This is a genomic window from Pseudophaeobacter sp. (assembly GCF_039971195.1).
GTDB lineage: Bacteria > Pseudomonadota > Alphaproteobacteria > Rhodobacterales > Rhodobacteraceae > Pseudophaeobacter.
This window is the reverse complement of the sequence record NZ_JBDWPJ010000042.1, coordinates 1-26,398: the sequence shown is the minus strand read 5'-3', so window position 1 is coordinate 26,398 and position 26,398 is coordinate 1. Positions and strand designations below refer to the sequence as shown.

General features: G+C 59.6%; 27 protein-coding genes and 1 pseudogene. 11 read left to right on the top strand and 17 right to left on the bottom strand.

The features are described from left to right. Window positions 1–105 precede the first annotated feature (105 nt). Window positions 106–1,911, top strand: coding sequence for a trypsin-like peptidase domain-containing protein (locus ABJP42_RS03585; protein WP_348338518.1), 1,806 nt, complete (start codon window positions 106–108; stop codon window positions 1,909–1,911). Between the two features lie 115 nt (window positions 1,912–2,026). Here ABJP42_RS03585 and ABJP42_RS03580 read toward each other — a convergent pair whose 3' ends face one another. The 4 genes from ABJP42_RS03580 to ABJP42_RS03565 form a co-directional block, all read right to left on the bottom strand. After that, window positions 2,027–2,668, bottom strand: coding sequence for an SDR family oxidoreductase (locus tag ABJP42_RS03580; RefSeq protein WP_348338517.1), 642 nt, complete (start codon window positions 2,666–2,668; stop codon window positions 2,027–2,029). A 31-nt stretch (window positions 2,669–2,699) separates the two neighbouring features. Then, a complete protein-coding gene (locus ABJP42_RS03575) occupies window positions 2,700–3,242 on the bottom strand; it encodes a DUF1178 family protein (protein ID WP_348338516.1) in 543 nt (180 codons plus the stop codon). A gap of 139 nt (window positions 3,243–3,381) precedes the next feature. Beyond that, on the bottom strand, window positions 3,382–4,149 hold the full coding sequence (locus ABJP42_RS03570; RefSeq protein ID WP_348338515.1) for an EcsC family protein: 768 nt from the start codon (window positions 4,147–4,149) through the stop codon (window positions 3,382–3,384). A gap of 49 nt (window positions 4,150–4,198) precedes the next feature. Next, window positions 4,199–4,735, bottom strand: coding sequence for a GNAT family N-acetyltransferase (locus ABJP42_RS03565; RefSeq protein WP_348338514.1), 537 nt, complete (start codon window positions 4,733–4,735; stop codon window positions 4,199–4,201). A 92-nt stretch (window positions 4,736–4,827) separates the two neighbouring features. Between ABJP42_RS03565 and ABJP42_RS03560 the strand changes: the two genes are divergently transcribed. Beyond that, entirely contained in the window at window positions 4,828–5,433 is a 606-nt protein-coding gene (locus ABJP42_RS03560; protein ID WP_348338513.1) for a flavin reductase family protein, read from the top strand. Window positions 5,434–5,442: 9 nt separating this feature from the next. Further along, a complete protein-coding gene (locus tag ABJP42_RS03555) occupies window positions 5,443–6,084 on the top strand; it encodes a CatB-related O-acetyltransferase (RefSeq protein WP_348338512.1) in 642 nt (213 codons plus the stop codon). Window positions 6,085–6,375: 291 nt separating this feature from the next. Here ABJP42_RS03555 and ABJP42_RS03550 read toward each other — a convergent pair whose 3' ends face one another. Beyond that, a complete protein-coding gene (locus ABJP42_RS03550; protein ID WP_348338511.1) occupies window positions 6,376–8,019 on the bottom strand; it encodes a SulP family inorganic anion transporter in 1,644 nt (547 codons plus the stop codon). A 123-nt stretch (window positions 8,020–8,142) separates the two neighbouring features. After that, window positions 8,143–8,643: a DUF2938 family protein gene (locus ABJP42_RS03545; RefSeq protein ID WP_348338510.1), complete on the bottom strand. Its 501-nt coding sequence runs from the start codon at window positions 8,641–8,643 to the stop codon at window positions 8,143–8,145. A gap of 73 nt (window positions 8,644–8,716) precedes the next feature. Here ABJP42_RS03545 and ABJP42_RS03540 point away from each other — a divergent pair, with 73 nt between their 5' ends. Both ABJP42_RS03540 and ABJP42_RS03535 read left to right on the top strand, forming a co-directional pair. Further along, the gene (locus tag ABJP42_RS03540; RefSeq protein WP_348338509.1) at window positions 8,717–9,139 is read left to right on the top strand and encodes a helix-turn-helix domain-containing protein; all 423 of its coding nucleotides are present in this window, start codon (window positions 8,717–8,719) and stop codon (window positions 9,137–9,139) included. A gap of 140 nt (window positions 9,140–9,279) precedes the next feature. Beyond that, window positions 9,280–10,158, top strand: a complete 879-nt coding sequence (locus tag ABJP42_RS03535) for an S-methyl-5'-thioadenosine phosphorylase (RefSeq protein WP_348338508.1) — start codon at window positions 9,280–9,282, stop codon at window positions 10,156–10,158. A gap of 125 nt (window positions 10,159–10,283) precedes the next feature. Here ABJP42_RS03535 and ABJP42_RS03530 read toward each other — a convergent pair whose 3' ends face one another. Further along, complete coding sequence (locus ABJP42_RS03530) at window positions 10,284–10,958, bottom strand: hypothetical protein (protein WP_348338507.1); 675 nt, start codon at window positions 10,956–10,958, stop codon at window positions 10,284–10,286. 457 nt (window positions 10,959–11,415) lie between these two features. On the opposite strand from ABJP42_RS03530, the gene ABJP42_RS03525 reads away from it, so the two are divergent. From ABJP42_RS03525 to ABJP42_RS03510, 4 genes and pseudogenes are all read left to right on the top strand, one after another. Then, complete coding sequence (locus tag ABJP42_RS03525) at window positions 11,416–12,426, top strand: DUF418 domain-containing protein (protein WP_348338506.1); 1,011 nt, start codon at window positions 11,416–11,418, stop codon at window positions 12,424–12,426. Window positions 12,427–12,486: 60 nt separating this feature from the next. Further along, entirely contained in the window at window positions 12,487–13,119 is a 633-nt protein-coding gene (locus tag ABJP42_RS03520; protein ID WP_348338505.1) for a LysE family translocator, read from the top strand. 137 nt (window positions 13,120–13,256) lie between these two features. Further along, window positions 13,257–13,796 carry an adenine phosphoribosyltransferase gene (locus ABJP42_RS03515; RefSeq protein WP_348338504.1) on the top strand — a complete coding sequence of 180 codons (540 nt, stop codon included), beginning with the start codon at window positions 13,257–13,259 and terminating at the stop codon, window positions 13,794–13,796. A gap of 78 nt (window positions 13,797–13,874) precedes the next feature. Next, window positions 13,875–14,049, top strand: a pseudogene (locus ABJP42_RS03510) (transposase); the annotation flags it as partial. A 70-nt stretch (window positions 14,050–14,119) separates the two neighbouring features. Here ABJP42_RS03510 and ABJP42_RS03505 read toward each other — a convergent pair. From ABJP42_RS03505 to coxB, 10 genes are all read right to left on the bottom strand, one after another. Beyond that, a complete protein-coding gene (locus tag ABJP42_RS03505; protein WP_348338503.1) occupies window positions 14,120–15,556 on the bottom strand; it encodes an FAD-binding oxidoreductase in 1,437 nt (478 codons plus the stop codon). Between the two features lie 253 nt (window positions 15,557–15,809). Continuing rightward, window positions 15,810–16,394 (bottom strand): GNAT family N-acetyltransferase, encoded by a 585-nt coding sequence (locus ABJP42_RS03500; RefSeq protein ID WP_348338502.1) that lies wholly within the window; start codon window positions 16,392–16,394, stop codon window positions 15,810–15,812. Next, window positions 16,394–17,656: a M16 family metallopeptidase gene (locus ABJP42_RS03495; RefSeq protein WP_348338501.1), complete on the bottom strand. Its 1,263-nt coding sequence runs from the start codon at window positions 17,654–17,656 to the stop codon at window positions 16,394–16,396. Before ABJP42_RS03495 ends, ABJP42_RS03500 begins: the two co-directional genes overlap by 1 nt. 13 nt (window positions 17,657–17,669) lie before the next feature. Beyond that, on the bottom strand, window positions 17,670–19,055 hold the full coding sequence (thrC, locus tag ABJP42_RS03490; RefSeq protein WP_348338500.1) for a threonine synthase: 1,386 nt from the start codon (window positions 19,053–19,055) through the stop codon (window positions 17,670–17,672). Between the two features lie 4 nt (window positions 19,056–19,059). Continuing rightward, window positions 19,060–19,734 (bottom strand): SURF1 family protein, encoded by a 675-nt coding sequence (locus ABJP42_RS03485; protein ID WP_348338499.1) that lies wholly within the window; start codon window positions 19,732–19,734, stop codon window positions 19,060–19,062. A gap of 107 nt (window positions 19,735–19,841) precedes the next feature. Then, on the bottom strand, window positions 19,842–20,684 hold the full coding sequence (locus ABJP42_RS03480) for a cytochrome c oxidase subunit 3 (protein WP_348338498.1): 843 nt from the start codon (window positions 20,682–20,684) through the stop codon (window positions 19,842–19,844). Between the two features lie 11 nt (window positions 20,685–20,695). After that, the gene (locus ABJP42_RS03475) at window positions 20,696–21,295 is read right to left on the bottom strand and encodes a cytochrome c oxidase assembly protein (protein ID WP_348338497.1); all 600 of its coding nucleotides are present in this window, start codon (window positions 21,293–21,295) and stop codon (window positions 20,696–20,698) included. After that, window positions 21,295–21,459, bottom strand: coding sequence for a cytochrome c oxidase system small membrane protein (locus tag ABJP42_RS03470; protein ID WP_348338496.1), 165 nt, complete (start codon window positions 21,457–21,459; stop codon window positions 21,295–21,297). Before ABJP42_RS03470 ends, ABJP42_RS03475 begins: the two co-directional genes overlap by 1 nt. Before the next feature lies 1 nt (window position 21,460). Then, window positions 21,461–22,417 carry a heme o synthase gene (gene cyoE, locus ABJP42_RS03465; protein WP_348338495.1) on the bottom strand — a complete coding sequence of 319 codons (957 nt, stop codon included), beginning with the start codon at window positions 22,415–22,417 and terminating at the stop codon, window positions 21,461–21,463. Between the two features lie 113 nt (window positions 22,418–22,530). After that, complete coding sequence (gene coxB / locus ABJP42_RS03460; protein ID WP_348338494.1) at window positions 22,531–23,445, bottom strand: cytochrome c oxidase subunit II; 915 nt, start codon at window positions 23,443–23,445, stop codon at window positions 22,531–22,533. Between the two features lie 197 nt (window positions 23,446–23,642). Between coxB and tldD the strand changes: the two genes are divergently transcribed. Both tldD and dprA read left to right on the top strand, forming a co-directional pair. Further along, the gene (tldD, locus tag ABJP42_RS03455; RefSeq protein ID WP_348338493.1) at window positions 23,643–25,064 is read left to right on the top strand and encodes a metalloprotease TldD; all 1,422 of its coding nucleotides are present in this window, start codon (window positions 23,643–23,645) and stop codon (window positions 25,062–25,064) included. Window positions 25,065–25,374: 310 nt separating this feature from the next. Then, window positions 25,375–26,398, top strand: a 1,024-nt coding sequence (gene dprA / locus ABJP42_RS03450; protein WP_348338492.1) for a DNA-processing protein DprA, incomplete at its 3' end; no start/stop codon positions are given.

Genomic DNA, 26,398 nt, shown 5'->3' with positions numbered 1-26,398 from the left:
CTGCATCCAGTATGGAATTCCCCCCTCCAAGGGGCGTTCCCTTTGGCGTCGCAAAATGCTTAATTGCGCGGCAATAAATTGGTCTACCGGGATAGGGTCCTGATAATGAGAAAACTGATTGCCGCATTGGTGCTGTCGCTCAATGCGCTTGCCATTCTTCTAGTCGTGCCAGCACAGGCGCAACAAAACTCGCAGGATACCGTCTGGATTCAGGTGGCCGCCCGCCCCTCTTTGGCCTCGGCCAGTCAGGAAGCACAGGTCTTTGCCGCCAAGATCCCGGATGTGGCCGGGTTTGCCCTGGGCGGCGGCTGGTACGGGGTGCTGATCGGCCCCTATACCCGCGAAGATGCGAATCGTGTGCTGCAGGTCTACCGCTCTGAAGGTCAGATCCCGCGGGACAGTTTCATTGCCTTCCCAGCCAACCTGCGCAATCAGTTCTACCCCTTGGGTGACGATGCGGCACAGGCTGCCACCCCGGCACCGGTTGTAACACAAGCCCCTGAATCCGCAGTTGTGGCCGAAGCTCCAGTAGCCGCACCAGAACCTGTCGAAGAGGTGGTTGTGATCGCTGAACCGACCCCGGCCCTGCCCGATGAGACCCGCGCCGAAGCCCGCCGTAGCGAGCAGCGCCTCAGCCGCGATGAGCGTAAGGATCTGCAGATCGCCCTGCAGGCGGCCGGCTTTTACAGCTCCGCCATCGATGGCGCCTTTGGTCGTGGCACCCGCCGCTCCATGTCTGACTGGCAGATCGCCAAGGGCTTTGAAGAGACCGGCGTTCTGACAACCGCCCAGCGCCAGGTGCTGCTGGACGACTACAACGCGCCGCTGATTTCCGTCGGCATGCGCCGCATCACGGATACCCAGGCGGGTATCTCGCTGGAAATTCCCGCTGGTGAAGTTGGCTTCAGCAACTACGAGCCCCCCTTTGCCCATTACAACAGCACCGGTGATCTGGGTGTTCAGGTGCTGCTGATCAGCCAGCGCGGCGACAAGAGCACGCTGTTTGGTCTTTATGACATCATGCAGACTCTAGAGATCGTGCCACTGGATGGCCCACGCGAGCGTGGCAACGACAGTTTCACCCTCGAAGGGCGTAACGCCAGCATCACCTCGTTTACCCAGGCCAGCCTGAAAAACGGTGAAATCAAAGGCTTCACCCTGATCTGGCCCGCCGGTGACGAAGAGCGCCGCGCAAGGGTGCTGACAGCGATGCAGGACAGTTTTGAGCGCAGCGAAGGGGTGCTCGACGATGCTGCCGGTGCCGATGTGCAGCAGGATATTGATCTGCTGTCCGGTCTGGAAATTCGCAAACCCAAAATGTCGCGCTCCGGCTTCTTTGTCAGCACAGATGGCGTGGTGGTGACCACCGCTGATGTGGTACAGGGCTGTACCCGCATCACTCTGGATCATGGCTACACCGCCGAGGTTTTGAACGCGGATGCAGCCAGCGGCATGGCGATCCTGCGCCCGGGCCAGGCGCTTGCGCCGATGGCCGTGGCAGAGCTGAGCGCTCAAAGCCCCCGCCTGCAGTCCGAAATCGCTGTCTCTGGCTTCTCCTACGAAGGCGTGCTTGGGGCACCAAGCCTCACCTGGGGCAAGCTGGCGGATGTGAAGGACCTTGATGGCAACGCCGGCGTTGCCCGGCTCGACCTGTCTTCGCAGGCTGGCGACGCCGGTGGCCCGGTTGTCGACAGCTCCGGTGCGGTGCTTGGCATGTTGCTGCCACAGGACAGCCAAGGGCGTCAGCTGCCCGAGGGTGTGAGCTTTGCGGTAGATGCCGAGGCCATTCGCAGCGCCCTGGAGACCGCAGGCGTGGTCGGCCAAACCCAGGCGGTGGTCAGCAACCTGCCCAACCAGGCCCTGGTCAAGCGGGCCACAGGCATGACGGTTCTGGTTAGCTGCTGGGAATAGCCCTGTAGGCCCGGAACAAACGGGAAAAGCAGAAATAGGAAAACCGCCGGTGGATCCTCACCGGCGGTTTTTTGTTGGCCGTCACGCTAGAGCCGAAATGGATCCACCTCGTGCTTCAATACTCGTGGATGCGGCCATCCCAGGTGTGAAAACATCCCGTAGTCTCCATTCCCAGAACATCAAACTCTTGAAGCAAACCTGTGGCTGATTCCTCGACGCTGATATCACCTTCATCGCCGCCCATATCAGTGCGCACCCAGCCGGGATGATAAATCCCCACCGCAATGCCCTCAGAGCGCAGGTCTGTGGACAGATTGCGCCCCAGATTGAGCGCCGCCGCCTTTGAGGCCCGGTAGGCATAGCTGCCGCCGGGGGCACGGGCGTGGCTGGCCATCTGCGAGGAAATGATTGCGATCTTGGCTCCCTGCGCCAGCCGCAGGTTTGGCAGCAGCGCCTGAACTGTCAAAAAGACCCCGGTCACATTGGCAGCCAGGCTCTGGCTCCAGATCTCTGCGGTATAGTCTTGCAGCGGCCTGCCCTTGTCGAGGTAAACGCCTGCATTGCACACCAGTAGATCAATGGGACGATCCGCCAGTTTTTCAGCAAAAGCAGCCTGCTGCGCGCTATCCGTCACATCCAGCGCATGCTCTGATGCTGGATCGCGTGAGGTGCCGGTGACCTCATGGCCTTCCTCGCTCAGCTGAATTGCCATCTGTCGGCCAATGCCGCGGTTGGCTCCGGTAATCACTACATGCATTGGGAGGGGCCTTTTTGCTAATTGATCTTCGCTAATTGGTCTTTCGTGTGCGCCCAAAGGGCAGCGGCAGCACCGGGATGCCATCCTCGATCAGGGCCTTGGCCTCTTCCGGTTTGGCTTCACCATAAATGGCGCGTTCCGGGGAGTCCCCCAGATGCATCGCCCGTGCCTCACTGGCAAAATCCTTGCCGACGTAGTCAGAATTCTCTTCGACCTGGCGGCGCATTTCGCCCAGGGCCTTGGCCATCTCTGCCGCCTGCGCGTCTGCAGGGGTGCTCAGCGCGCCGGGTCCTGCCTGCGCCGAAGCTGGCCCAGGCGCCGTGGCTGGGCCGGGGCTCTCATCTGCGGTCACAGGCGCGGCGGCACCCTCGCGGGTTTCACGCTCGCCAATTCCGGAAACCGCTTTACGTCCGGTGCGCACGCGTGGCGCCATGATCGCCTTTTCCACCTTTGTGCTGCCACAAAAGGAGCAGCTCACCAACCCGGCAGCGGCCAGTTTGTCAAAAGCAGCAGCAGACTGGAACCAGCTGTCAAAGCTGTGACCCTCAGCGCATTTTAGACTGTAGTTTATCATTCTCTTACTCGTAGCAGGCTTTGCTGCTTAACGGGGCAACAAATGCAAGATCAAGAGGGGATTGCAGGAATTCCATGCACAACTGTGGTCTTCTCGTCCAATGAAACGCAGCATATTGGTCGCGCGCATCCGATCCGGGTCACAGCTTCAGCGGCAAGCGGGTGACAAAACTCTCCAGCATCAGAGCCTCGGGCTGGTCCGCCTGGATCGCCAAACGGCGCAGCCCAAAATGCACCAGGGCAACTTCGTGGTAATAGCCGGAGTAAACGTAGTTCGCTGTGGCGCCAGCAGCAGCCCCCAGAATGGGTACCGATTGCGCCGCCAATTTGTGCCCCATCGCCGCGGCCAAACGGGGCGCGACGGTGGTGATCACCTGATTGAGCGCCTGGCCAGACAAGCTAAGTCGCAGCGAGACAAAGGCGGTTTCAGCCCCGTCATCGCGGGCCAGAGGCCCTGCTGAGGCAAAGACCCGCAGGCAATCAAACATCACATTTTCAGAACTAGGGTCAAAGCCTTCAGAGGCAGCGGCATCCTGGATGGTGCGCAACAAAAAGGCAGTGGTTGCCGGCAATTCAACCAGCGCCCCGGGCAGTCCGGCGGCGCCGCCTGCCGCGCCCATAGCAGTGCTGACCAGCCGGTTCACCTTTGGCGATTGGGCCGGCATCACACGACGGGACTGCTGTGCTGCCTGCATCGCCAGATGCAACGCCTGTTCGGTGGAGTGCCCCAATTGTGCCCGCACTCCGGTAGGCAGCTGCGCTAACAGGCTTTCGACCTGACCACCCAGCGCATTTAGCAGATTGATGCCCAGCCCGCTGGCCGACTGGTAGCGCCGGGCCAGTGCGTCCAGCTCAACCTCCACCTGACTGGGCGACAGGCTGCGATAGTCTGAAATGATTTCATTCATGCCATGGGCCTCCATCTAATGCTCAAGATTGGCCCGCAGCATGCCACTTTCAAGGCGTGCCCGGCTCCACCAATTCTCCCTGCCAGCGCGTTACCCGCCCCGAGACCCCGTCCCACGCCCCTGTGTCAGAGTGCAGGCCCAGCACCCGCTCTGGGTTGGTGGGGGGCGGCATCTTGACGCCAGAAAGCCTTTCAAAACCAAACCTCCGGTAGTAAGGCGCATCGCCAACCAGCATCACCCGCTGCCAGCCCCGCTCCGAGGCCTGAGCCAGGCTGTCCCGGATGAGCGAGCCGCCCAGCCCTTCGCCCTGGTGGGTTGGGTGGACCGCAACCGGCCCCAGTAAGAGCGCCGTTACCTGGTGCAGTTTCTGAGGATCGTCAGCTTCGATATGAACCGGCCAGAAGCGGATTGCACCTGCCAGAATGCCCAGCTCATCGCGCGCCACCTGACTCAGCCCCGGCACCGGCGGTACATTATCACGCAGCCGGTAGGACGACAGCGCCTCCCGCCCCGGCGCAAAACACAGGTCATAGAGCGCCTCGACCTCCCAGCGGTCATCGGGTTGTTCTGCCTTTAATTCGATCACGCCTCTAGGCCTCCGCCTGCCCTCGCTGCTCTGAGGGCTGGAAATCGCCCTAGCACGGGCGTAAGTCTGGGGCAAACAATTGGAGACGCGCCTTGTTCTACCGCCCCAAAGACGGCCATGGTTTGCCGCATAACCCCTTTAACGCGCTGATCACCCCGCGCCCTATCGGCTGGATTTCCTCCCGTGCCCCAGATGGCAGCAACAATCTGGCCCCCTATTCTTTCTTCAACGGCGTTGCCTATACGCCGCCACAGGTGATGTTTGCCTCCACCGGCAGCAAGGACGACCAGGACGGCACCAAAGACAGCCTCGCCAATATCGAAGAGACCGGCGTCTTCTGCGTCAATATCGTCGCCTATGAGATGCGTGATGCAATGAATGCCAGCTCTGAAATGTTGCCCAAAGAGGTTGATGAATTTGACCACGCGGGCCTGACCGCTGTTGACTGTGACACCATCGATTGTGCCCGCATCAAAGATGCGCCTGCCGCGTTGGAGTGTCGGCTCACCCAGATTGTCACCCTCCCCGGTGCTGCCAACCGCGTCGCCTTTGGAGAGGTCACCGGCATTCATCTGCGCGACGATTGCCTGCGCGACGGCATCTTTGATGTCACCACTTTCCAGCCCCTGGCCCGCATGGGCTACCGTGACTACACTGTCGTGCGCGAGACCTTCGCGCTCTCCCGCCCCGATGATTGAGAGCCAGTGATGCCGCTTCCCAACCCTGCCCTACGCAATCCGATTGTGCTACCTGATGGCCAGGCCCATGCAGGCACGGTGATGCTGGCTCGTGCAGTAGACCACCCCAATATCCAGGTCGGTGAGTTTACCTATGCCTCAGATTTCACCCCACCTCAGGACTGGGCCAGTCATCTGGCCCCCTATCTCTTTGCCGGCGCCCGCGAACATCTGGTGATCGGGAAGTTCTGCCAAATCGCCCACGGGGTGCGGTTTATCACCGCCTCCGCCAATCACGCCCAGGACGGGCTCAGCTGCTACCCCTTCCCGGTGTTTGACCCGGCAGAGATGGCCGGGTTTCAGCCCGATACCCGCGATACGGTCATAGGCCATGATGTTTGGATCGGTTATGGTGCCCTGATCCTGCCCGGCGCCCGCATCGGCGATGGTGCGATAATCGGCGCTGGCGCCGTGGTGCGCGGCACTGTCCCGCCCTATGCAATCGTCACCGGCAACCCGGCCACGGTACAACGCTACCGCTTTGCCAAACCGCAAATTGCCCGGCTCTTGTCGCTGAAATGGTGGCACTGGCCGCCCGAGGCCCTGGCCCGCGCCGAACCGGCCCTGCTCTCCGGCGATCTCGACATGCTCGAGGACCTCGCCCCGGACTAGCCGCAAATCCTACAACTGCTGCTTCGGAGCCACCTTCGTCTTGCCTTTCGACGGGCGGATCGCACAAGGCGTGCAAAGCCAAATCGCCGAGGCTCCTCGCCCGGCAGGGCGGGGATACGGCTATTTTGCTTGTCGCGTCGCAGGGCGTATCTGCCAGAAAGGGCAACAGACCGAAGGGAGATCTGACGCAGCACATGCTGCTTGGGTGAACCTGAGCCGGAAAACCAAAAAAAAAACAGCCGCGCCCCGTCAGGGGCGCGACCGCTTAACAACAGCACGATCCGCGAGGGCTTAGTGACCGCCCAGAATCCCGGTCTTGACCGAATAATCCACCGCAACCTGATATTCCGGATCGTCATCGCTATCGATCATCAGATGTCCCGCCTTGGTCAGCAGTTGATGACAATCGCGGCTGAGATGACGCAGCATCAGGGTCTTGCCGGCCGCCTCATATTTGCCTGCGATAGCCTCGATGGCCTGCAGCGCAGACTGGTCAACAACCCGGCTGCGGTTGAATTCGACAATTACCTTGTCGGGATCGTTCTCAACATCAAACAGCTCGATAAACCCATCTGTCGAGCCAAAGAACAGCGGCCCTTCGATCTCATAGACCTTGGCCCCGGCTTCGCTCTCGGATTCGCGCGTGATCGCGTGGATGCGGCGCGCGTTGCTCCAGGCATAGGCCAGCGCCGAGACAATCACCCCAACCACAACTGCAATGGCCAGATCGCTCATCACCGTGACCACGGTCACCAGTACGATCACAAAGGCATCCATAGGCGGTACCTTGGTCATGATTTTCAAGCTGTTCCAGGCAAAGGTGCCGATCACCACCATGAACATAACCCCGACCAAAGCGGCCAGCGGGATCTGCTCGATCAAGGGCGAGGCCACCACAATGAACAACAACAGGAACAGCGCCGCCACAATGCCGGCAATCCGGGTGCGGCCGCCGGATTTCACATTGATCATCGACTGACCGATCATGGCACAACCGCCCATGCCACCAAAGAAACCGGTGATCACATTGGCCGTCCCCTGGGCAATACACTCCTGGCTGGCGCCACCGCGCTTGCCAGTGATTTCACCCACCAGATTCAGCGTCAAAAGGCTCTCGATCAGGCCAATCGCCGCCAGGATCACAGCATAGGGCAGGATGATCCACAGGGTCTCAAGCGTGAGGGGCGCCAGAGCATCGCCGTAGATGCCAATGCCTTCGCCAAAGGGGCTGTGAATAGAGGGCAAGGCGCCTTTGATCGAGGCCATATCGCCGACACGCGGCACCTCCAGGCCAAAGACAATCACGATCCCGGCAACAATGCCGATGCCTGCCAGCGGCGCCGGAATGATCGAAGTAATCTTGGGCGTGGCCCAGATGATCGCCATAGTGAGGCCAACCAGCCCCAGCATCAGCACCATCGGCAGGCCAGACAACCATTCGGCACCATCGGTTCCCGGCACCTTGAACTGGGTCATCTGCGCCAGGAAGATCACGATCGCCAAGCCGTTGACAAAGCCCAGCATCACCGGATGCGGCACCAGACGGATGAACTTACCCCAATGCATCACCCCGGCGATCAGCTGCAAAATGCCCATCAAGACAACCGTAGCAAACAGATATTCCACCCCGTGCTGGGCCACCAGCGAGACCATAACCACGGCCAAGGCCCCGGTGGCGCCAGAGATCATCCCCGGCCGGCCGCCAATCAGCGCGGTTACCAGCCCCACCAGGAAAGCCGCATAAAGCCCCACCAGCGGATGCACCCCAGCCACAAAGGCAAAGGCCACCGCCTCGGGCACCAGGGCCAACGAAACAGTCAGGCCCGACAGCAGCTCGGTGCGCACACGGGCAACAGACCAGCCCTCGTCCTGCATGATCGAAAGGTTCGGCGGGGAAATACGATTGGCCAGCAGGGCCATGGCGGCGCGTCTCATAGAGGGGTACCTGTGATTGGAGGAGCTTGGTGTTCGCAGCCCGCCCCTAGCGGAATTTCGCCAATGGCACAAGGGCAGAGCCCTTTTTGACGCATCGCCCCCGCTGGCGCTGCGCCAAATGCGTCACGACAGGGCAACAGCCAGACCAACTGCCCCCAAATAGAGCCCAAGACCAAAGGTGAAATGTGTCAGCAAACTGGCCCGGCGCGCGGCCCAGGGTGCTGGGGCCAGGCGCGCCGCCAGCCCGAGCCCCAGACCCGGCTGCAGGGTCAGCATTGGCAGTAGCACCGTCACCAGGCCGAAGCTGATAATCGGCAGAGCCTGTGGCGCCTCGATGGCCTGTGCCCCTAGGACACTCCGCAACAGCCCCGCTAAGGCAATGCCGACCCCATAGTGAAAGCCCCAGCCCAAAAGCCGCTCACCCCTTATCGGCGCGGCTTCTCCCGGCCTGGCCAGAACCAACTGCCCGCGCCCCAGATGTCCCAGCCAACGGCCAACAAGCGCCCAGTCCAGGCTGCGGCTGCCAAACAGCCATCTGCGCCCCAAAGCACCGAGATCCATAAACCCGGTGGCAATGCAGCCCACTGCAACAGCCCAGGCCAAATCCAGATAAAACCCGCTCATCTCACATTCCTTTTCTTGACGGATGAACTCAATGAGGATGAGATATGCCAATTCAAGCCGACTTGAGGTCAAGATGAAATCTTTGGATATTTCCGAGGTCGCGCAGCGCGCTGGTGTCAAAGCCTCGGCCCTGCGCTATTATGAAGAGCTCGGCCTGATCGCCGCCGACAGCCGCAAGGGGCTGCGCCGACAATATGACGGATCTGTTTTGGACCGCCTGGCGCTGATCGCCCTGGGCCAACACGCCGGGTTCACCCTAAAAGAAATCGCCAGCATTTTTGGTCCGGTCCAGGCAAAGGCACCTGAGTTCACCCTGGACCGCAACCGCCTGACCACCCGCGCCGATGAAGTCGACCAACGCATCCGCGAGCTCACCCTTTTGTCGCGGGCGCTGCGCCATGTGGCGCAATGCCCAGCGCCGCATCACTCCCAATGCCCCAGCTTTCGCAAGATGATGGACCAGGCACTGCAACTCCCCAAGACCAAGCCTCACTAGATGCACTGCCGATATCACCTTTCCAAAAATATTCCCGCCGGAGGCCCTAAAACTTTTTCCGCCCCAGCCTCGGCAGTTGTCAAACCCCTGGCGGACGGGCAAAACCATAGCAAGAGCAGTGAAGAACAGGAGTAGAGCGCATGACACAGGACACCATGATCGCCGTCATAGGCGGCTCGGGTATTTATGAGATCGACGGGTTGGAAGGGGCCAAATGGGTCACGGTGGACACCCCCTGGGGCGCCGCCTCGGATCAGATTCTCACCGGGGCACTGGACGGCGTCAAAATGGCCTTCCTGCCTCGGCACGGGCGTGGTCATGTGCATTCCCCCACCGAAGTCCCCTACCGCGCCAATATCGACGCGCTGAAACGGCTCGGGGTGACGGATGTGTTTTCCGTCTCCGCCTGTGGGTCGTTTCGAGAGGAAATGGCGCCAGGGGATTTTGTCATTGTTGATCAGTTTATTGACCGGACCTTTGCCCGCGAAAAGAGCTTTTTTGGCACCGGCTGCGTGGCCCATGTCAGCGTTGCCCACCCCACCTGCGCCCGGCTCTCGGATGCGGCGGAACAGGCGGCCAAAGCTGCCGGGATCACTGTGCACCGGGGTGGCACCTACCTCTGCATGGAGGGGCCGCAGTTTTCCTCTATCGCCGAATCCAAAGTCTACCGCGAAAGCTGGGGCTGCGATGTTATCGGCATGACCAATATGCCAGAGGCCAAACTCGCCCGCGAGGCAGAGCTCTGCTACGCCTCCATCGCCATGGTCACCGATTACGACAGCTGGCACCCGGAACATGGGGCAGTGGATATCAGCGATATCCTGGCCACATTGCAGGGCAATTCCAGCAATGGCCGCGCGCTGGTTCGACGCCTACCTGCCCTTTTGGGCAGCACACGCGCGCCCTGCCCCCATGGCTGCGACCGCGCCTTGGAATACGCGGTGATGACCGCCCCGGAAAAACGCGACCCCGCCCTTTTGGCAAAGCTGGACGCCGTAGCGGGCCGCGTTTTGGCCTGATACGATAACAGCGCCCGCCAATCCAAAAAAGGCGGGCGCCTGGCCTAGTCTCCAATTGAAATCACCACCCTTAGCGAAAATTCTTAACTCGTTAGCGCGGCAGAGCCGGGTCTTGGAATTATCGCCTAATTCTCCTGCACCATTTGCCACTCCACTTTCAAGCGCGACGGCCAGACTCTGTGAATGTGTTTGACCCATGAGGTCGTTGCATTCTCGGGACACTCTCCTTCACAGCCAAAGACCACCGGCTGGCTTGACACCTGAACCAGGTTAGTGCCGTCGGCGGCGTCTTTCTCCAAAAGAATCGCCTCGACAAGAAAGACCTGAAAATTTGGGTCCGCTGTCTTTGCCCTTATGCGTTGCTCACATCTTTCTTCAAAGGCCATGGCTGGAGATTCCGTCCAGGTTTGGCGCTGAAACACCCATTGTTTCTGGACATCCTGCACCAACAGGCTGCCCAAAACCGGCGTTTCACTCTCCACCCCCAAGGCCTCAATGGTTTTGTTGTAACTCAGCCCCCATTCATTCTGGAGGTTATAGGGAATAGCCTGCTGTTTGACTTCGTCCTGCACGGACAGGGCACATAGGGAGGCGGGCTCAAACTTCCCATCCTGCAGGTTGAAGGCATAGGCCTTTCCCAATACCGGTTTGAACAGGCTGGTCGCCCGCACCCCTGGAACCAAAGCCATCAGGTCGTTCTCATCCGAGTCTAAAAACAATTGCCCGACCAAGGACCCAACAAAAACACCCACCGCTGCGCAGGCAAGCGGCAGAATCGCTCCGCGTTTGAAAACTGCCATTGCTAAGGCTTCCTTGGAGCGGGGCAGCATAGATTGTTGCCGCAACTAAAGTAACCGCTGGGGCAATTGGCAAAGACCGGGCCGCTCATTGAAGAGCCGAGCCCAAGGGGCAAAGCAAAAAGGCCAAGAAGAATAAAAAAACGTCGCATGAAAAACCTCCAATGCAAAATCTTCAAAAAGGAACTATACCATAAATTGAGTAAACTTCGAACATCACAGCCCCGAAATCAGCCATTTCCTGACCACCCAACAGGCCTCTTCTCCATATTTTACTGAAGTTTTACGCAACCCCTTCTCTTTGACTGGCTCCACACGGGAAGAATCCTTCGCTCACCCCCCCGCTGATCATTGCGGGTTTTTTGCAACAACCCGAAGGCCCCTGCGCTGTTCTTCTCTTAAATTTCGCCCTCACGCTTCTTAGGTAGCGCCCTATCTGCCCTCGTACAGAAAGCCCTCTATGCGCCTTCATGGATTGGACATCGCTCGCTTCCTTGCCTTTTGCGGCATGGTTTTGGTCAATTTTCGGATCGCGGCGCAGGTCACCGCAGGCAATGATCTGGCCTCAGTCTTGACCAATGCCCTGGAAGGACGCGCCTCGGCGCTGTTTGTCATTCTGGCCGGGATCGGCCTTACCATGGGGCATACCCCTAAACGGGTTCTCCTTGCGCGCGCTGTGTTTCTGTTTGCCCTTGGGCTGTTGAACCTGATGATTTTTGAAGCCGACATCCTGCATTTCTACGCGCTCTACTTTGTGTTGGCCCTGCCTTTTCTAGACTCCACCCCTCGGCGCCTTCTGACCCTGGGCATCGGCGCCGTGGGGGTTGGTCTTTTGTCGCTGTTCCTGCTTGACTATGAGGCCCATTGGGACTGGGAAACCTTTGCCTATGCGGATTTCTGGACCCTTGAGGGGTTTCTGCGGCATTCCTTCTTCAATGGCTGGCACCCGGTGTTTCCCTGGGTGAGTTTTGTCTTTTTCGGCATGTGGATTGGCCGCCTGGATCTTGCGCAACAACGGATGCAGAACCGGCTGATCCTTGGCGGGATTGGCGCGGCCCTGCTGGCCAGCCTGCCTGCACAGCTGTTGCAGGATCCGGAATTGGCCGAAGTCTTTGGCACCGCCTCGCTGCCGCCCGGACCCTGCTATATCCTTGCCGCCAGTGGCAGCGCCGCCGCAGTCATAGGGATCATGCTGCGTGTCACACCGCTTTTGGAGCACTTTGCCCTGGCTGAATGGCTGGCGGCACCGGGACGCATGGCACTTAGCCTTTATATGGGCCATATCCTGCTGGGCATGGGCACCCTGGAGGCCATGGGGCAATTGGATGGATCCCTCTCGACCGAAGCGATCTTTGGCTACAGTCTTGGATTCTGCGCGCTCTGCATGATGCTCACCTGGGTCTGGAACCTCTTCGCCACGCGCGGCCCACTAGAGGCGCTGATGCGGTGGAGTTCTGAGTTTTTCCGTTGACCCATCGGCCGGCGCCTGTCTTTGCTTTGTGCAAGCTGATACATCAATAGCGAGACACAAATGGATATCACCCTCTGGCTTGCCTTCGCCGCCGCCTCTGGCGCGCTGCTGCTGATCCCCGGTCCAACGGTTTTGTTGGTGCTGAGCTATGCCCTGTCCAAGGGGCGGCAAGTGGCGGTCGCCTCGGCGCTTGGTGTGGCGATGGGGGATCTCATTGCCATGACCGCGTCTCTGGCCGGGCTTGGCGCATTGGTCATGGCCTCCGCGACGCTGTTCACCGCCCTAAAATGGCTTGGGGCCGCCTATCTGCTGTGGCTGGGTGTGAAACTGTGGCGCAGTGCTACCGGTGCCAGCGGTCTGGAGCATCTGGCACGGGTCGAAGCAGTCACCGCGCGCAGCGTATTCAGTCATACAGCGGTGGTAACGGCGCTCAATCCCAAATCGATCGCCTTCTTTATCGCCTTTGTGCCGCAGTTCATTCGCCCCGGTGAAGCTCTGGCACCTCAGTTCACCATTTTGGTCGCAACCTTTGTTGGCCTCGCCGCGCTGAATGCGCTGGCCTATGCCCTCTTGGCCGATCGCCTGCGGCTCTGGATTGCCCGCCCCAGGGCCATTGCCAACCTGACCCGCGCGGGTGGGGCCGCGCTGATAGGCATGGGGCTGGCCACCGCCCTGTTGCGCCGCCCGACCTGAGGAACCCCGACCTGAAACTGCGCTTGCCCCTTGCATGCGCGCCCCGCTTGCGTCACACCCCTGTTGCCCAAGGCACAGCAGTGATTGTCCGCCCTGCTGCCTGGGTCAGATGCGACCTCGTAAAAGAAAGCCTTTCCATGCCCAAGAAGACCTCTGTCAAAGACTACATCCGCACCATCGTTGATTTCCCGCACGAGGGCATCATGTTCCGAGATGTGACCACGCTGTTTGCGGATCCACGTGGCTTTCGCATGGCCATCGACCAGATGCTGCACCCCTATGCGGGTGAGCGGATTGACAAGGTGGTCGGCCTGGAGGCGCGCGGCTTTATTATGGGCGGTGCCATTGCCCATCAGCTGAGCGTCGGCTTTGTTCCAATCCGCAAAAAGGGCAAACTGCCAGGCCGGACCATCAGCCAAGACTACAAGCTGGAATATGGTGAAGCCATTGTCGAGATCCACGAGGATGCAATTCAGCCCGGTGAAAAAGTCCTGGTGGTGGATGACCTTCTGGCCACTGGCGGCACCGCTTCGGCTGGGATCAAACTGATCGAGCGCCTGGGCGGCGAAATCATCTCCTGCGCCTTTATTGTTGACCTGCCGGATCTTGGCGGCCGCAGGGTTCTGGAAAACATGGATATGGATGTCCATGTGCTCTGTGATTTTGAAGGCGAATAACCTTAAGGCTCAGGACTTGTTAATCTGATTGAGGTTGTCGGTTCGACGTGATCCAAGCTCCCAAACTGCGGGGGTTATTTGAGCAATCTTTACTGGCTGAACGGAGATCAAATGGCTCGGATTCGGTCCTGTTTTCCGAAGAGCCACAGTGTGCCACGGTGTGCCACGCGTCGATAATCGACCTGTCTTCAGTGGCATTATCTTAATCAATCGCAATGGGTTACGCTGGTGCCATACCCCTGCGGAGTATGGCTCTCCAGGCGGTTTTCAAAAGCCGCCCCTCCTTTCAGGAGGGAAGGCTACGCGGGAGCGCTCCCCTTCCTTTAATCGAGCCACTCAGAGGTAGGCAGGACCGCGCCCGGGTTCATGATCCCCTTGGGATCTAACGCCTGTTTGATCGCCTGCATGGCGGCGAGTTTCACCGGGTCCCCGTAACGCTGCAAGTCCGACACTTTCATCCGCCCAACGCCATGTTCTGCACTGAAAGAGCCCTCAAACTCCTGCACCAGGTCATGCACCGCTGTTTTCACTGCCCCAGAAAAGCCCTCATAATCGCCGCGCGATTTGCCACTGGCCGGAAAGACATTGTAGTGCAGGTTGCCATCTCCCAGGTGGCCAAAACAGTTCACCCGCATATCTCCTGCGCCCAGCTTGGCAATCTCCTCGTCCCCGCGCCGGATGAACTCCGGAATGGCCGAGATGGGCACCGAAATGTCATGGCTGGAGATGGAGCCGACCTGGCGGTTGGCCTCCGGGATCTGCTCCCGCACCATCCAAAGCGCCTGGGCCTGTGCCTCTGACTGAGCAATCACGCCATCCTCAGCCAGCCCCGCCTCAAGGGCTGCCTCAAACAGGTCCGACAGGGCCGCCACAGGTTCCTGCCGGGACGAAAGACCCAGATCGATCAATACCGACCACTCTGGTGGTGCGGCAAAGGGCTGGCGCAGTTGCGGCAGGTGCTCTGCAAGGAACTCCAATCCCTGACGATGCATCAGCTCAAAAGCGCTCACGGCCTCCCCCAGCTGATCCCGCGCCAGGGCCAGCAGATCAATGGCAGCCTCGGGCGAGGGGACAACAAAAAGCGCCACGCCCTGCTGCGCGGGAATTGGCGCCAGTTTCAGCGCCGCCGCCGTGATCACCCCCAAAGTTCCCTCTGCACCTATCAGGAGATTGCGCAGATCATAGCCAGTGTTGTCTTTGCGCAGCCGGGTCAGCCCGTGCCAGATCTCACCGCTGGGCAGCACCGCTTCCAGCCCCAGGCAGAGGTCACGCGCATTGCCGTAGCGCAGCACATTCACCCCGCCTGCATTGGTGGACAGGTTGCCGCCAATGCGTGCGGTGCCTTCTGCCGCCAGAGACAGCGGAAATAGCCGCTCCTGCGCCCGGGCCGCTTGTTGAACATCCGCCAAAATGGCGCCAGCTTCGGCCACAAGTACGTTTTCTTGCGGATAAACCGCTCTGATCCGGTTCATCCGCTCCAGCGATATCAACAAGGGCGCGGCGCCATCGGTTTTGACCTGTCCGCCCACCAGGCCGGTGCCGCCACCATAGGGCACCACAGGTACCCGCGCCGCATTGGCAGCGCGCAACAGCTCAGCCACCTGATCCACCTCGCTGGGCTTGGCTAACAGCCCCGCCTGCCCCAGATAGCGCCCGCGCGGCTCTTCCAGATATCTAGGCTCAACAGGACAGAGCACACCTTCCGGCAGGGTTTCGGACAGGGTGGCGGCAAAGGCAGCATCAGCAGATCTATAGGTCATGCCTCTGCATCCCCAATCCCAAGCCCAATGGCAAGCCCCTCTCGCATCATAGGCCTCCGGGCAAAACCTTTGGCATCTTCCCCTTTGGCTCAAAGGAGTACAACCGCGCCGCGCGATAGCACGGCCCCGGGCCCCAGTCTGGGCGGTGAGGTCGGGGGCCGCAAGATCCCCACCTCATGCTCAAACGTGGGAGCGCTCCCATCCCGACAGGTCAGAATTGACCACCAAAACACGAGCTCTATAAGGAAAAAAGCTAGCCTGCCTCTGTGCGGCCACGCCGGTCGTGGCGCAGGGCGGCGTATAAAACATGGGTCCGCCAGCGCCCGCCAATCTGCAGGTAGGACTGGGCGACTCCCTCATATTTAAAGCCGGTGTTTTCCAGCAACCCGCGCGAGGCGGCATTCTCCGGCAGGCAGGCGGCCTCGATGCGGCTCAGGTCCAGCTTGCCATAGGCATAGTGCACCACTGCGCCAATAGCTTCGCGCATATAGCCCTGGCGGCCAAAAGGCTGGCCGGTCCAATAGCCCAAAGTCCCCGCCATGGCAGGTCCGCGGCGGATATTGTCCAGGGTAATGGCCCCGACAATCACCTGATCTTCGCGCCGGATTAGAAACAGCGGCAAGGCCGTCCCGGAGGAAACCGAGCGCTGCGCCCAGTAGACCCGGTTGGTAAAGCTCTTGCGGCTCAGGTGATCCGGCGCCCAGGCCGGCTCCCAGGGGGTCAGGTAGTCGCGGCTTTGCAGCCGCAGCGCCGCCCAGGGCTGAAAATCCGAATGCACCGGCGGGCGCAGGGTCAACCGCTCGGTCTCAAGTCGGAGTTTACGGCGGCCGAGCAACATCAGGCGACACGGCGCTCCTGCAAAGAGGTCAGGCTTGGGGCAGCATCAACAGGCCCATAAAGCGCCATGGCAGCAGGGGCCTTTACAGCAAGCTGTTCTGCCAATGCGCGCACATCCTCGGTGGTGACCGCATTTATCAGCTTCACCGTTTCCTCAAGCGGGGGGACCCGGTCCCAGATCTGCACCAGACGCGCCAGACGTTCAGCCCGGTTGGTGGGACTTTCCAACCCCATCAGCATGCCAGCCTTCATCTGCGCCCTGGCGCGCTCGACCTCTGCATCCGACATATCTGCGGCGGCCCGCTTCATCTCGTCCACAGTGATATGGGCCAGTTCTTCGACCTGATCGCCAGAGGTGCCGGCATAGATCGTGGTGCTGCCCGTATCCGCATGCGCCCCAGCCTGGGCAAAGATGGTATAGCACAGCCCGCGTTTTTCCCGCACCTCCTGGAACAGGCGGCTCGACATGCCGCCGCCCATAACAGCCGCATAGATCTGCGCCGTATAGATCGCGTCATCGCGGTAGCCAGGGCTTTCAAAGGACAGGGCAAAATGCGCCTGTTCCAGATCCTTGGCATGGCGCGCCTCACCGCCGGTGAATTTGGCAGGTTCCATCACCAGCGCCGGGCGTGGCTTCATATCGCCAAACAGATCTTCAGCCAGTTTGACCAGCTCTGCGTGATCCACCGCGCCAGCCGCGGACAGGATCATCTGGCCGGGGCCATAGTGTTCCGAAACGAACTGCGTCAGGTCATCGCGATTGAAGGCGCTGACCCGTTCCGCTAGGCCCAGAATGGTGCGCCCCAGCGGCTGGTTGTGGTAGCTCTCCTCCTGCAGCCAATCAAAGATCACATCATCGGGCGTATCCAGCGCCTGGCCGATCTCTTGCAGGATCACGCCGCGTTCGACCTCGATCTCGCGCGGGTCAAACACCGGGTTACGCAGGATATCCGCCAGCACATCCAGCGCCAACGGCACATCATCCTGCAGCACCCGCGCATAATAGGCCGTCACCTCGCGTGAGGTATAGGCATTGATATAGCCGCCCACATCCTCAACCGCCTCAGCAATCTGCAGGGCCGAGCGTCGCTTGGTGCCTTTGAAGGCCATATGCTCGAGGAAATGTGCAATGCCATTCTGTTCGAGCCGCTCGTTGCGCCCGCCTGCGGTAACCCAGATGCCAATCGAAGCCGATTGCAGCCCAGGCATCGCCTCGGTCACGATACGAAAGCCATTGGTCAGCTGATGCTGTTGGACGCTCACTGAATAGATCTCATTATGCGATGTTCTTTCTGATGTGGTCTTCGATTGTCGCCAAATCATTGCCGATCTGGGTAAGGCGTTCATCGCGGTCATACAGATCCGCCATACGGGTCGGCAAGTCCGGATACTGGCCAGAGGCTTTTTCGACAGCTGCCGGGAACTTGGCCGGATGTGCAGTCGCCAGGGTAATCATCGGCACATCTGCCTCGCGCTGCTCTGCCGCGACCTTGACCGCAACCGCGCCATGGGGGCACAGCAATTCACCTGAAGCCGCAACCTCGGATGCAATGGTTGCCAGGGTTTCCTCCTCTGAGGCGCGCCCAGATTTATAGGTCTCAGACAGGACCTGCATGGCGCCCTGACTGACCTCAAAGCCGCCCGATTTCAACTCTTCCATCAGCTGGGCTACTGCACCGGCGTCTTTGCCATAGGCAAAATAGAGCGCCCGTTCAAAATTGGACGAGACCTGAATGTCCATTGAAGGCGAGATCGAGGGCACGGTATCGCCCTTGTGATAGCCTTTGCCTTCCAGGCAGCGGTGCAGGATGTCGTTCTGGTTGGTGGCAACCACCAGATCCTTGATCGGCAGGCCCATCTGTTTGGCAATGTAGCCAGCAAAGATATCGCCAAAGTTACCAGTGGGAACGGTAAAGCTCACCTCGCGCCCAGGCGCGCCCAGGCTGACAGCGGAAGAGAAGTAATAGACCACCTGTGCCAGCACCCGCGCGATATTGATCGAGTTCACCCCGGCCAGTTTGACGCCATCGCGGAAGTCAAAGTCGTTGAACATGTCTTTGACGTGGGCCTGACAGTCGTCAAAATCGCCATCCAGTGCCAGCGCATGCACGTTCTTATCCGCAGGGGTGGTCATCTGGCGGCGCTGCACCTCAGAGACACGCCCGTGCGGATACAGAATAAACACATCGACATTGCTGAGACCGCGAAAGGCCTCCATCGCCGCAGAGCCGGTATCGCCCGAGGTGGCCCCCGCAATGGTCACGCGGTCATTGCGCCGCTCCAAAGCCACTTGAAACAACTGACCAATGAGCTGCATGGCGAAGTCCTTGAAGGCCAGGGTAGGGCCGTGGAAAAGCTCCAGCAGGAAATGATTAGGGGCAAGCTGTTTCAGCGGTGCCCGCGCCGCATGGCCAAAGCCCGCATAGGCGCGGGAGATGATGCCGCGGAATTCTTCGTCCGAGAAACAATCGCCAATAAACGGCTTCATCACCTGAAAGGCGGTTTCCTCGTAGGAAAGCCCCGACAGCGCCGCGATCTCCTCCCGGCTTAGCTGCGGGATTTCAGCCGGCACATAGAGCCCGCCATCCCGTGCGAGACCTGTCAGCATCGCCTCTTCAAATGTCAGCTCGGGCGCCTGGCCCCGGGTGGAGATATATTTCATCGCTTCAGCTTTCGGATTTGGCGCGGGAACGCCACAAAAAAGAGGCGGTCATCGCGGCCCAGATAAAGGCCAGCGAAAACCAGGTGATCGCATATTGCAAGTGGTTGTTCGGAATGCCCGTAGTTGTCACCGGCTGTGGTGTCACAGCTGTATCAGGCGAGATGCTGCGAGCAACAATGAGAACGGGCTCTGTCTCCAGCCGGGAGGCCATATAGGTGACATCGCGGGCATAGAGGATATTGGCATCGACTTCGGGCGCAGGCGTGGTCCAGTCGCCCTCATCCGGCCACAAAAGATTGCCCGTCACTGAAATAGCGCCTGCCTCGCGGGGGGCATTTTTGTCCGCAGCCGGAACAAAGCCCCGATCCAGCAGCAGGCGGCGCCCACCCTCGGTTTCCAGGGCAGAGATCACCCGATAGCCAGCCTCGGCCTCCTTAGTGACCCAAAAGACATGCAAATCCTGGGTGCCAAGCGCCCCTTTGGTGGTCACGGCACGGTAGCGGTCTTTACCCTCTGTCGGGGTTTGCGGAACCGCAACAGGGGCTGCTGCAATCCGGGTCTCGATGGTTTGCACAAGATCATTCTTCCAGGCCAGACGCTGCATCTGCCAGATACCAAGGGCCAGCAAACTCGCCAGTCCAAGCCCGCCAATCACCAGAAAGAAGAACAGTCGCCGCATGGCATCCTCAAATACAAACAGCGCGCGAGGAGACCTCGCGCGCTGTGGTAGATACGGTTTCAATGCGATTTTGAAAACCACAAAGATGTACCCGGTACATTCCGGTCTTACAGGCCGGAGGTGCCCCAGAGGTAGACTGCGAAGAACAAGAAGAGCCAGACAACGTCAACGAAGTGCCAGTACCAGGCTGCGGCCTCAAAACCGACGTGCTGCTCGGGGGTAAAGTCCCCTTTGATCGCCCGGATCAGGCAAACGATGAGGAAGATGGTGCCCAAGAGAACGTGGAAGCCGTGGAAGCCAGTGGCCATGAAGAAGTTCGAGTAGAACTCATCGCCGCCAAACTGCCAGCCTTCGTGCAGCAGGTGCGCGTATTCGTAGCCCTGCAGGAAGGTGAAGAAGATGCCGAGCACGATGCCGATGGACAGGCCCTGGATCAGCGACTTGCGGTCGTTGTCATGCACCAGTGCATGGTGAGCCCAGGTCACGGCACAGCCCGACAGCAGCAGAACCAGCGTGTTGATCAGAGGCAGGTGGAACGGGTCCACTGCGTAGATCTCTGGCTTAACATATTCAGAGCCGATGTACTCTTCCATCGGGTACATCGCGTGTTTGAAGAAGGACCAGAACCAGGCAAAGAAGAACATCACTTCGGACATCACAAAAAGGATGAAACCGTAGCGCAGCCCGATGCGCACAACAGGTGCGTGATCGCCCTGGCGCGCCTCGCCTACCATCTGAGACCACCAGTCAAAGGCGACATAAAGAACGGCAGCCAGGCCGATCCAGAAAGTCCAAGATCCGGAAAGTGTGAGGTTCCCGAAAAAGAACGTGGCTTCGCCCTTCATCCAGATAACCGCACCGAAGAGCATGATGAAACCACCGAGGGCAGCCGCAAAAGGCAGCATCGACGGAGGCAGAATGTGAAAATCGTGATTTTTAGCGTGCGCCATTTAAGTGTCCCTCACCCATCGGCCTGGTTCGTAGTAAGATCTGCCCCGGTGTTTTCCCCGGTATCAAGGGCGGCATAGCCCTCGGGCAGATCGATTTCATAAAACGTGTACGAAAGCGTTATCGTATGCACGAATTTTCCGTCCCGGTCGGTAACAATTTCCGGGTCGACAAAGAAGGTCACGGGCATTTCCACCCGCTCCCCTGGTTGCAGCACCTGCTCGGTAAAGCAGAAGCAGTCGATTTTTTCAAAGAACGCGCCTGCGGCATAGGGCGTCACATTGTAAGAGGCCTGGCCTGCAACAGGCCGGTCCGTCGGGTTGTAGGCCTCATAGAAGGCCAGACCGGTATCGCCGATCTTGATCTCCATTTCGCGCTGCACGGGTTTGAACTCCCATGCAAAATCACGCGCCTTAGAGGCATCAAACCGCACCTTGATGGTTTGGTCCAGAACTGTATCGGATCCGGCTGTGGCCACGCCGGTGACGCCGCCAAACCCGGTGACCCGGCAGAACCAGTCATAAAACGGCACCGAGGCCCAGGACAGCGCGCCCATGGTGATGACGACAGCCACCAGCTGGACAACCGTTTTCTGTGGGCCCTGCATCGCCATCAGTCCTGCGTGCCCTGTGTCTGCGGGAACTGGAACCCGTTCGAGGTCACCTTGACCATGGTCAGGGCCAGCACCAGCACCACAAAGCTGCCCAGCAACAGGCCAACGCCCATATTGCGGCCAAAGCGGCGTTTGTGCAGGTCGTGTTCTTTTTTTAAAGCCATATTACCAGCCTCCCAGCCCATAGGGTTTCAGCGATGCTTCGGCTAGAATCGCGCCAAAGTGCAAGAAGAGATAGAGCAGCGACAGTTTGAAGAAACTGCGCTCGGCTTTGAAATCATCCTCTTCCGAGTCGTCTTCATCGCGGCGAAAGATCTTCCAGGCGCCCAGCAAGAACAGGGCATTCATCACCACGGCCACGGCCAGATAGACCGGCCCGCCGATGCCAGAGAAAGAGGTGCCAACCGCCAGAATGGCGAGCAGGATGGTATAGACAAGGATGTGAACTCGGGTGGCACGGCGGCCATGGGTCACGGTCAGCATTGGCACGCCCGCATCATCGTAATCCGAGCGCATGAACAGGGCCAGCGCCCAAAAATGCGGTGGCGTCCACATGAAGGTCAGGGCAAACATCAGCCAGGGCTCTACCGACATGCTGCCGGTGGCCGCGATCCAGCCGATCACCGGTGGAAAGGCTCCAGCTGCGCCACCGATTACGATGTTCTGCGGCGTCGCCCGTTTCAGCCACATGGTGTAGACCACCACATAAAAGAAGATGGTGAAGCCCAGGAAGGCCCCGGCAAAGACATTGGTCGCCAGCGCCAGCATGATCACCGACAGGCCCGACAGCGCAAGCCCCAAGCTCAGCGCTTCGCCAGCTTCGACTTTACCGGCTGGAATTGGGCGCGATTTGGTGCGTTTCATCACCTGGTCGATATCGGCGTCCCACCACATGTTCAGCGCCCCCGAGGCACCGCCACCAATGGCAATGAACAAGACGGCACAAAAGCCGATCACCGGATGCACGCCCACAGGGGCGGCCATCAGCCCGACAAAGGCGGTAAAAACCACCAAAGACATGACACGGGGCTTCAGCAGGGCGAAGTAATCGCCAAAACCTGCCTCATCCTCGCGCACGGCCTCATGTGCTGTGCTGCTGGCGTTGATGCTTGCGTCGCTCATCATTGACCCTTTTGTCGACCAGAAATGCGCAGGGTTCTGCGCATCACCTTGGTTTCAAACCGCGCCTCGGTGCTCCCTCAAGCACCAAGACGAGGGGTTGTGCAGGAGTGACCTCAGTTCGAGGCAACCTGATAGGACTGGGGCAGACCGGCGTATTCGTCGATCGCGCCTTTCAACCATGCGTCATAGGCTTCCTGGCTGACCACTTTGACGGTGATCGGCATATAAGAGTGGTCCTTGCCGCAGAGTTCAGAACACTGACCAAAATAGATGCCTTCTTTTTCAGCCTTGAACCACAGCTCGGCCAAACGACCGGGAACGCCATCCTGCTTGACGCCGAAGGCCGGCATCGCCCAGGAGTGGATCACGTCAGCGGCGGTCACCTGCATCACAATGGTCTTGCCGACAGGCACCACAACCGAAGTATCCGTCGCGAGAAGGAACTCGTCTTCGTTGAAGCCCGCATCCACGAGTTTGGCACGCATCGCCTCATCCAGAACATAGGGCGTTACCTCGGCATCGGCGGCACGGGTATTTTCATCAACTGTGGACGGATTGCCGATCATGTAACTGTCAAAGGCAAAGCCATGATCGACGTATTCATAACCCCAGTACCACTGGTAGCCAGTCACCTTGATGGTGACGTCGCCTTCAGGAATTTCCTGCTGGCGGAACAATTCGGGCAGCGAGAAGGAACCAATGAAGACCAGGATCAGGATTGGGATCAGGGTCCAGGCGATCTCGATCGGGGTATGGTGGGTAAAGGCGGCAGGGTTTGGATTGCGGCTGCGGCGGAACCGCACGATAGCATAGGCCATCAAACCAGCAACAAAAACACAAACCACGGTAATGATGATGAGGATCATCCAATCGAGTTTATGGATGCCTTCGGCCAGTTCGGTCGCCGCCGGCTGGAAGTTCAGGCCGCCGTCAACCGGCTTACCAATGGTTTCCAATCCTTCTTGCGCGGCGGCTGGAAGACTGGAAAGGCCAGCAAAAAGGCCCGAAAGCTTCAAAGCATTCTTCATATCATGTCCTGATCGTTATTGATCGTGTTGTTCCTACAGTCCAATACACGTCGCGGAACGTTGATTCCACAAATCGCGCTTGAACCCGTTGTCTTTGACGCTGCTTAAAATCATATTCAGACGTACAGATAAAGAGGCAGGCGAGCGTCAAAGCGTCGCTTTCTTGATTTAGATCAAAAAAACTCGAGGTCCGTGACATGGAAAACTCAGCCTTTCGACCCTTTGAAACCCTGCTACCAGCGGATGAGGCCCTGCCCCTGCTGCGCGAAACCCTTGCCGGGGCCGAGGATGGTGAGATCTTTGCCGAACGTCACAAGTCCGAAGCCTTAAGTTTTGATGATGGCCGGTTGCGCAGTGCCAGCTATGACGCCGCCGAGGGCTTTGGGCTAAGGGCGGTGAACGGCGATGTGGCCGGGTATGCCCATTCCACCGAGGTCTCGATCCCGGCCCTGAAACGTGCCGCGCAGACGGCCCGGATGGCTGTTGGTGAGGGCGGCGGCACCTATGCGGATGCGCCACAAGCCACCAACACCAAACTCTATACTGATGCGGATCCGATTGGTGATCTGCCCTTTCCGGTCAAAGTCGAAACCCTGCGCGAGATTGACGCCTTTGCACGTGATCTGGATCCGCGCGTGGTGCAGGTCTCGGCCTCGATTGCCGCCTCCTTGCAGGAAATTGAAATTCTGCGCGCCGATGGGGTGCGGGTGCGCGACACAAGGCCGATGACCCGGCTCAATGTTTCGGTGATTGTCGAACAGGATGGCCGCCGCGAAAGCGGATCTGCGGGCGGCGGTGGTCGCGTTGGGTTGGACGGGTTGATTGATCCTGCCGCCTGGAGTGCCAAGGTCAAAGAAGCCCTGCGCATCGCCCTGGTCAACCTCGAAGCGGTCCCCGCCCCTGCGGGCCCGATGGAAGTGGTGCTTGGCCCCGGTTGGCCCGGCATTCTGCTGCACGAGGCCATTGGCCACGGGCTGGAAGGTGACTTCAACCGCAAGGGCAGCTCTGCCTTTGCCGGGCTGATGGGCCAGCGCATTGCCGCCCCCGGCGTGACCGTGCTGGACGATGGCACCATTGCAGACCGGCGCGGCTCAATCACCGTCGATGACGAGGGCACACCCTCGCAAAAGACTACCCTGATCGAAGACGGTATTCTTGTTGGCTTTATGCAGGATCGCCAGAATGCCCGCCTCATGGGGGTGGAACCCACCGGCAATGGCCGCCGTCAAAGCTATGCCCATGCGCCCATGCCGCGCATGACCAATACCTATATGCTAGGCGGCGACAGCGATCCCGGCGATCTGGTGGCCGATATCAAGGATGGCATCTGGGCTGTTGGCTTTGGCGGCGGTCAGGTCGACATCACCAATGGCAAATTTGTCTTCTCTTGCACCGAGGCCTACCGGGTTGAGAACGGCAAGGTCGGCGCCCCGGTCAAAGGCGCCACTTTGATTGGGGATGGGGCCACCGCGCTGAAACAGATCCGCGCCCTGGGCAATGACATGGAGCTGGACCCCGGCATGGGCAACTGTGGCAAGGCCGGGCAATGGGTGCCTGTGGGGGTTGGCCAGCCCAGCGTTTTGATGGACGGGCTCACCGTTGGCGGCTCTGCCACCTAAAGCTTCGTCAACAAAACAGGCCCCAAAATTTACCTTAAAAAGGTCGCCTGAAAGAGCTATTTTCCGGAACGCGGCCCCCGTGGTCGCGTTTTTATCGGACATTTTGCGCGCGCCCAGTCTGGAATCCAGCCAAAATACCAGAAACGACTCACGCTTTTCGCCTTGTTTTGCAGGGCGCTGTGGCGATTTCCTGTGAGGTGGTGACCAGATCCTATCCGTTTATCGAAAAAAACCGGATAATTTTTGTTTATTCACCCCCTGTTAACCGTTTCAGGGGTATTCCTTTAACTGCAAATAGGCGGAGCAACGGATGGCCGAGGAAGCATATTCTTCCACTCACCCCCCACTCCCACCCACCACGGAAGATTCTTGGTTTTCTAAGCTTCGTCTTTTGCGCTCTCGGCAGGTTGGCCCAGTGAGATATCACCGCCTCCTAGCAGAGCATGGATCAGCGCAGAACGCGCTGGATGCGTTGCCAAAAATGGCACGCGCCGCCGGAGTAACAGGGTATAAAATGTACCCTTCAAGCGCGGTCACCGCAGAACTAAATGCCGCAAAAGCCGCCAAAGCGCGGCTTTTGTGCTTTGATGACCTCCTCTATTCCAGCTCTTTGGCGCAGCTCAGTTCTGCCCCGCCTCTCTTGTGGGCTATCGGGGATTTGCAACAGCTCACCCGGCCATTGATTGCCATTGTCGGGGCGCGCAATGCTTCTTCGCTTGGCACCCGCATGGCGCGCAGCCTGGCCCGCGACCTAGGTGCCGCGGGTTTTAGCGTGGTGTCTGGCCTCGCCCGTGGAGTCGACACTGCCGCCCATCTCGCCGCGCTGAACACTGGCACCATCGCCGTGCTGGCGGGGGGATGTGATGTGATCTACCCACCACAAAACGCCGCACTAGCAGAGGGTATCGCCGCCAGGGGTCTGATCCTGTCCGAACAGCCCATGGGCCAGGCGCCGCAGGCGCGCCATTTCCCCAAACGCAATCGCATCATTGCCGGACTGGCCCAGGCTGTCATCGTGGTTGAGGCTGCCGGGCGCTCTGGCAGTCTGATCACCGCCCGCGATGCGCTGGATCTAGGGCGCGAGGTGCTGGCGGTGCCTGGTCATCCCTTTGACGCCCGCGCCTTTGGCTGCAACGCGCTGATCCGCGACGGCGCGGTGCTGGTGCGCAATGCCGAAGATGTCATCTCCATCGTGGCGCCTGAAAGCCCCGCTGTTACCACCACACTGGATCCTACTCCCAGACATCGCCGTCCCCGCACAAAAAAAACAGCTGCCCCCACACCATCGCTGCTTGCAGACCTCGCCAACCTCCCCCCACCGCCCAATGAACAGC

Bases quoted from the DNA above. Each gene is read 5' to 3' on its own strand.
- ABJP42_RS03540 (WP_348338509.1), top strand. From the start codon at position 8,717: ATGAAATCTTTGGATATTTCCGAGGTCGCGCAGCGCGCTGGTGTCAAA.
- ABJP42_RS03480 (WP_348338498.1), bottom strand. From the start codon at position 20,684: ATGGCGCACGCTAAAAATCACGATTTTCACATTCTGCCTCCGTCGATG.
- thrC (WP_348338500.1), bottom strand. From the start codon at position 19,055: ATGAAATATATCTCCACCCGGGGCCAGGCGCCCGAGCTGACATTTGAA.
- ABJP42_RS03470 (WP_348338496.1), bottom strand. From the start codon at position 21,459: ATGGCTTTAAAAAAAGAACACGACCTGCACAAACGCCGCTTTGGCCGC.
- ABJP42_RS03530 (WP_348338507.1), bottom strand. From the start codon at position 10,958: ATGGCAGTTTTCAAACGCGGAGCGATTCTGCCGCTTGCCTGCGCAGCG.
- coxB (WP_348338494.1), bottom strand. From the start codon at position 23,445: ATGAAGAATGCTTTGAAGCTTTCGGGCCTTTTTGCTGGCCTTTCCAGT.
- ABJP42_RS03475 (WP_348338497.1), bottom strand. From the start codon at position 21,295: ATGGCGATGCAGGGCCCACAGAAAACGGTTGTCCAGCTGGTGGCTGTC.
- ABJP42_RS03500 (WP_348338502.1), bottom strand. From the start codon at position 16,394: ATGTTGCTCGGCCGCCGTAAACTCCGACTTGAGACCGAGCGGTTGACC.
- tldD (WP_348338493.1), top strand. From the start codon at position 23,643: ATGGAAAACTCAGCCTTTCGACCCTTTGAAACCCTGCTACCAGCGGAT.
- ABJP42_RS03535 (WP_348338508.1), top strand. From the start codon at position 9,280: ATGACACAGGACACCATGATCGCCGTCATAGGCGGCTCGGGTATTTAT.
- ABJP42_RS03520 (WP_348338505.1), top strand. From the start codon at position 12,487: ATGGATATCACCCTCTGGCTTGCCTTCGCCGCCGCCTCTGGCGCGCTG.
- ABJP42_RS03525 (WP_348338506.1), top strand. From the start codon at position 11,416: ATGCGCCTTCATGGATTGGACATCGCTCGCTTCCTTGCCTTTTGCGGC.
- ABJP42_RS03485 (WP_348338499.1), bottom strand. From the start codon at position 19,734: ATGCGGCGACTGTTCTTCTTTCTGGTGATTGGCGGGCTTGGACTGGCG.
- cyoE (WP_348338495.1), bottom strand. From the start codon at position 22,417: ATGAGCGACGCAAGCATCAACGCCAGCAGCACAGCACATGAGGCCGTG.
- ABJP42_RS03515 (WP_348338504.1), top strand. From the start codon at position 13,257: ATGCCCAAGAAGACCTCTGTCAAAGACTACATCCGCACCATCGTTGAT.
- ABJP42_RS03575 (WP_348338516.1), bottom strand. From the start codon at position 3,242: ATGATAAACTACAGTCTAAAATGCGCTGAGGGTCACAGCTTTGACAGC.
- ABJP42_RS03580 (WP_348338517.1), bottom strand. From the start codon at position 2,668: ATGCATGTAGTGATTACCGGAGCCAACCGCGGCATTGGCCGACAGATG.
- ABJP42_RS03505 (WP_348338503.1), bottom strand. From the start codon at position 15,556: ATGACCTATAGATCTGCTGATGCTGCCTTTGCCGCCACCCTGTCCGAA.
- ABJP42_RS03550 (WP_348338511.1), bottom strand. From the start codon at position 8,019: ATGAGACGCGCCGCCATGGCCCTGCTGGCCAATCGTATTTCCCCGCCG.
- ABJP42_RS03585 (WP_348338518.1), top strand. From the start codon at position 106: ATGAGAAAACTGATTGCCGCATTGGTGCTGTCGCTCAATGCGCTTGCC.
- ABJP42_RS03555 (WP_348338512.1), top strand. From the start codon at position 5,443: ATGCCGCTTCCCAACCCTGCCCTACGCAATCCGATTGTGCTACCTGAT.
- ABJP42_RS03545 (WP_348338510.1), bottom strand. From the start codon at position 8,643: ATGAGCGGGTTTTATCTGGATTTGGCCTGGGCTGTTGCAGTGGGCTGC.
- ABJP42_RS03570 (WP_348338515.1), bottom strand. From the start codon at position 4,149: ATGAATGAAATCATTTCAGACTATCGCAGCCTGTCGCCCAGTCAGGTG.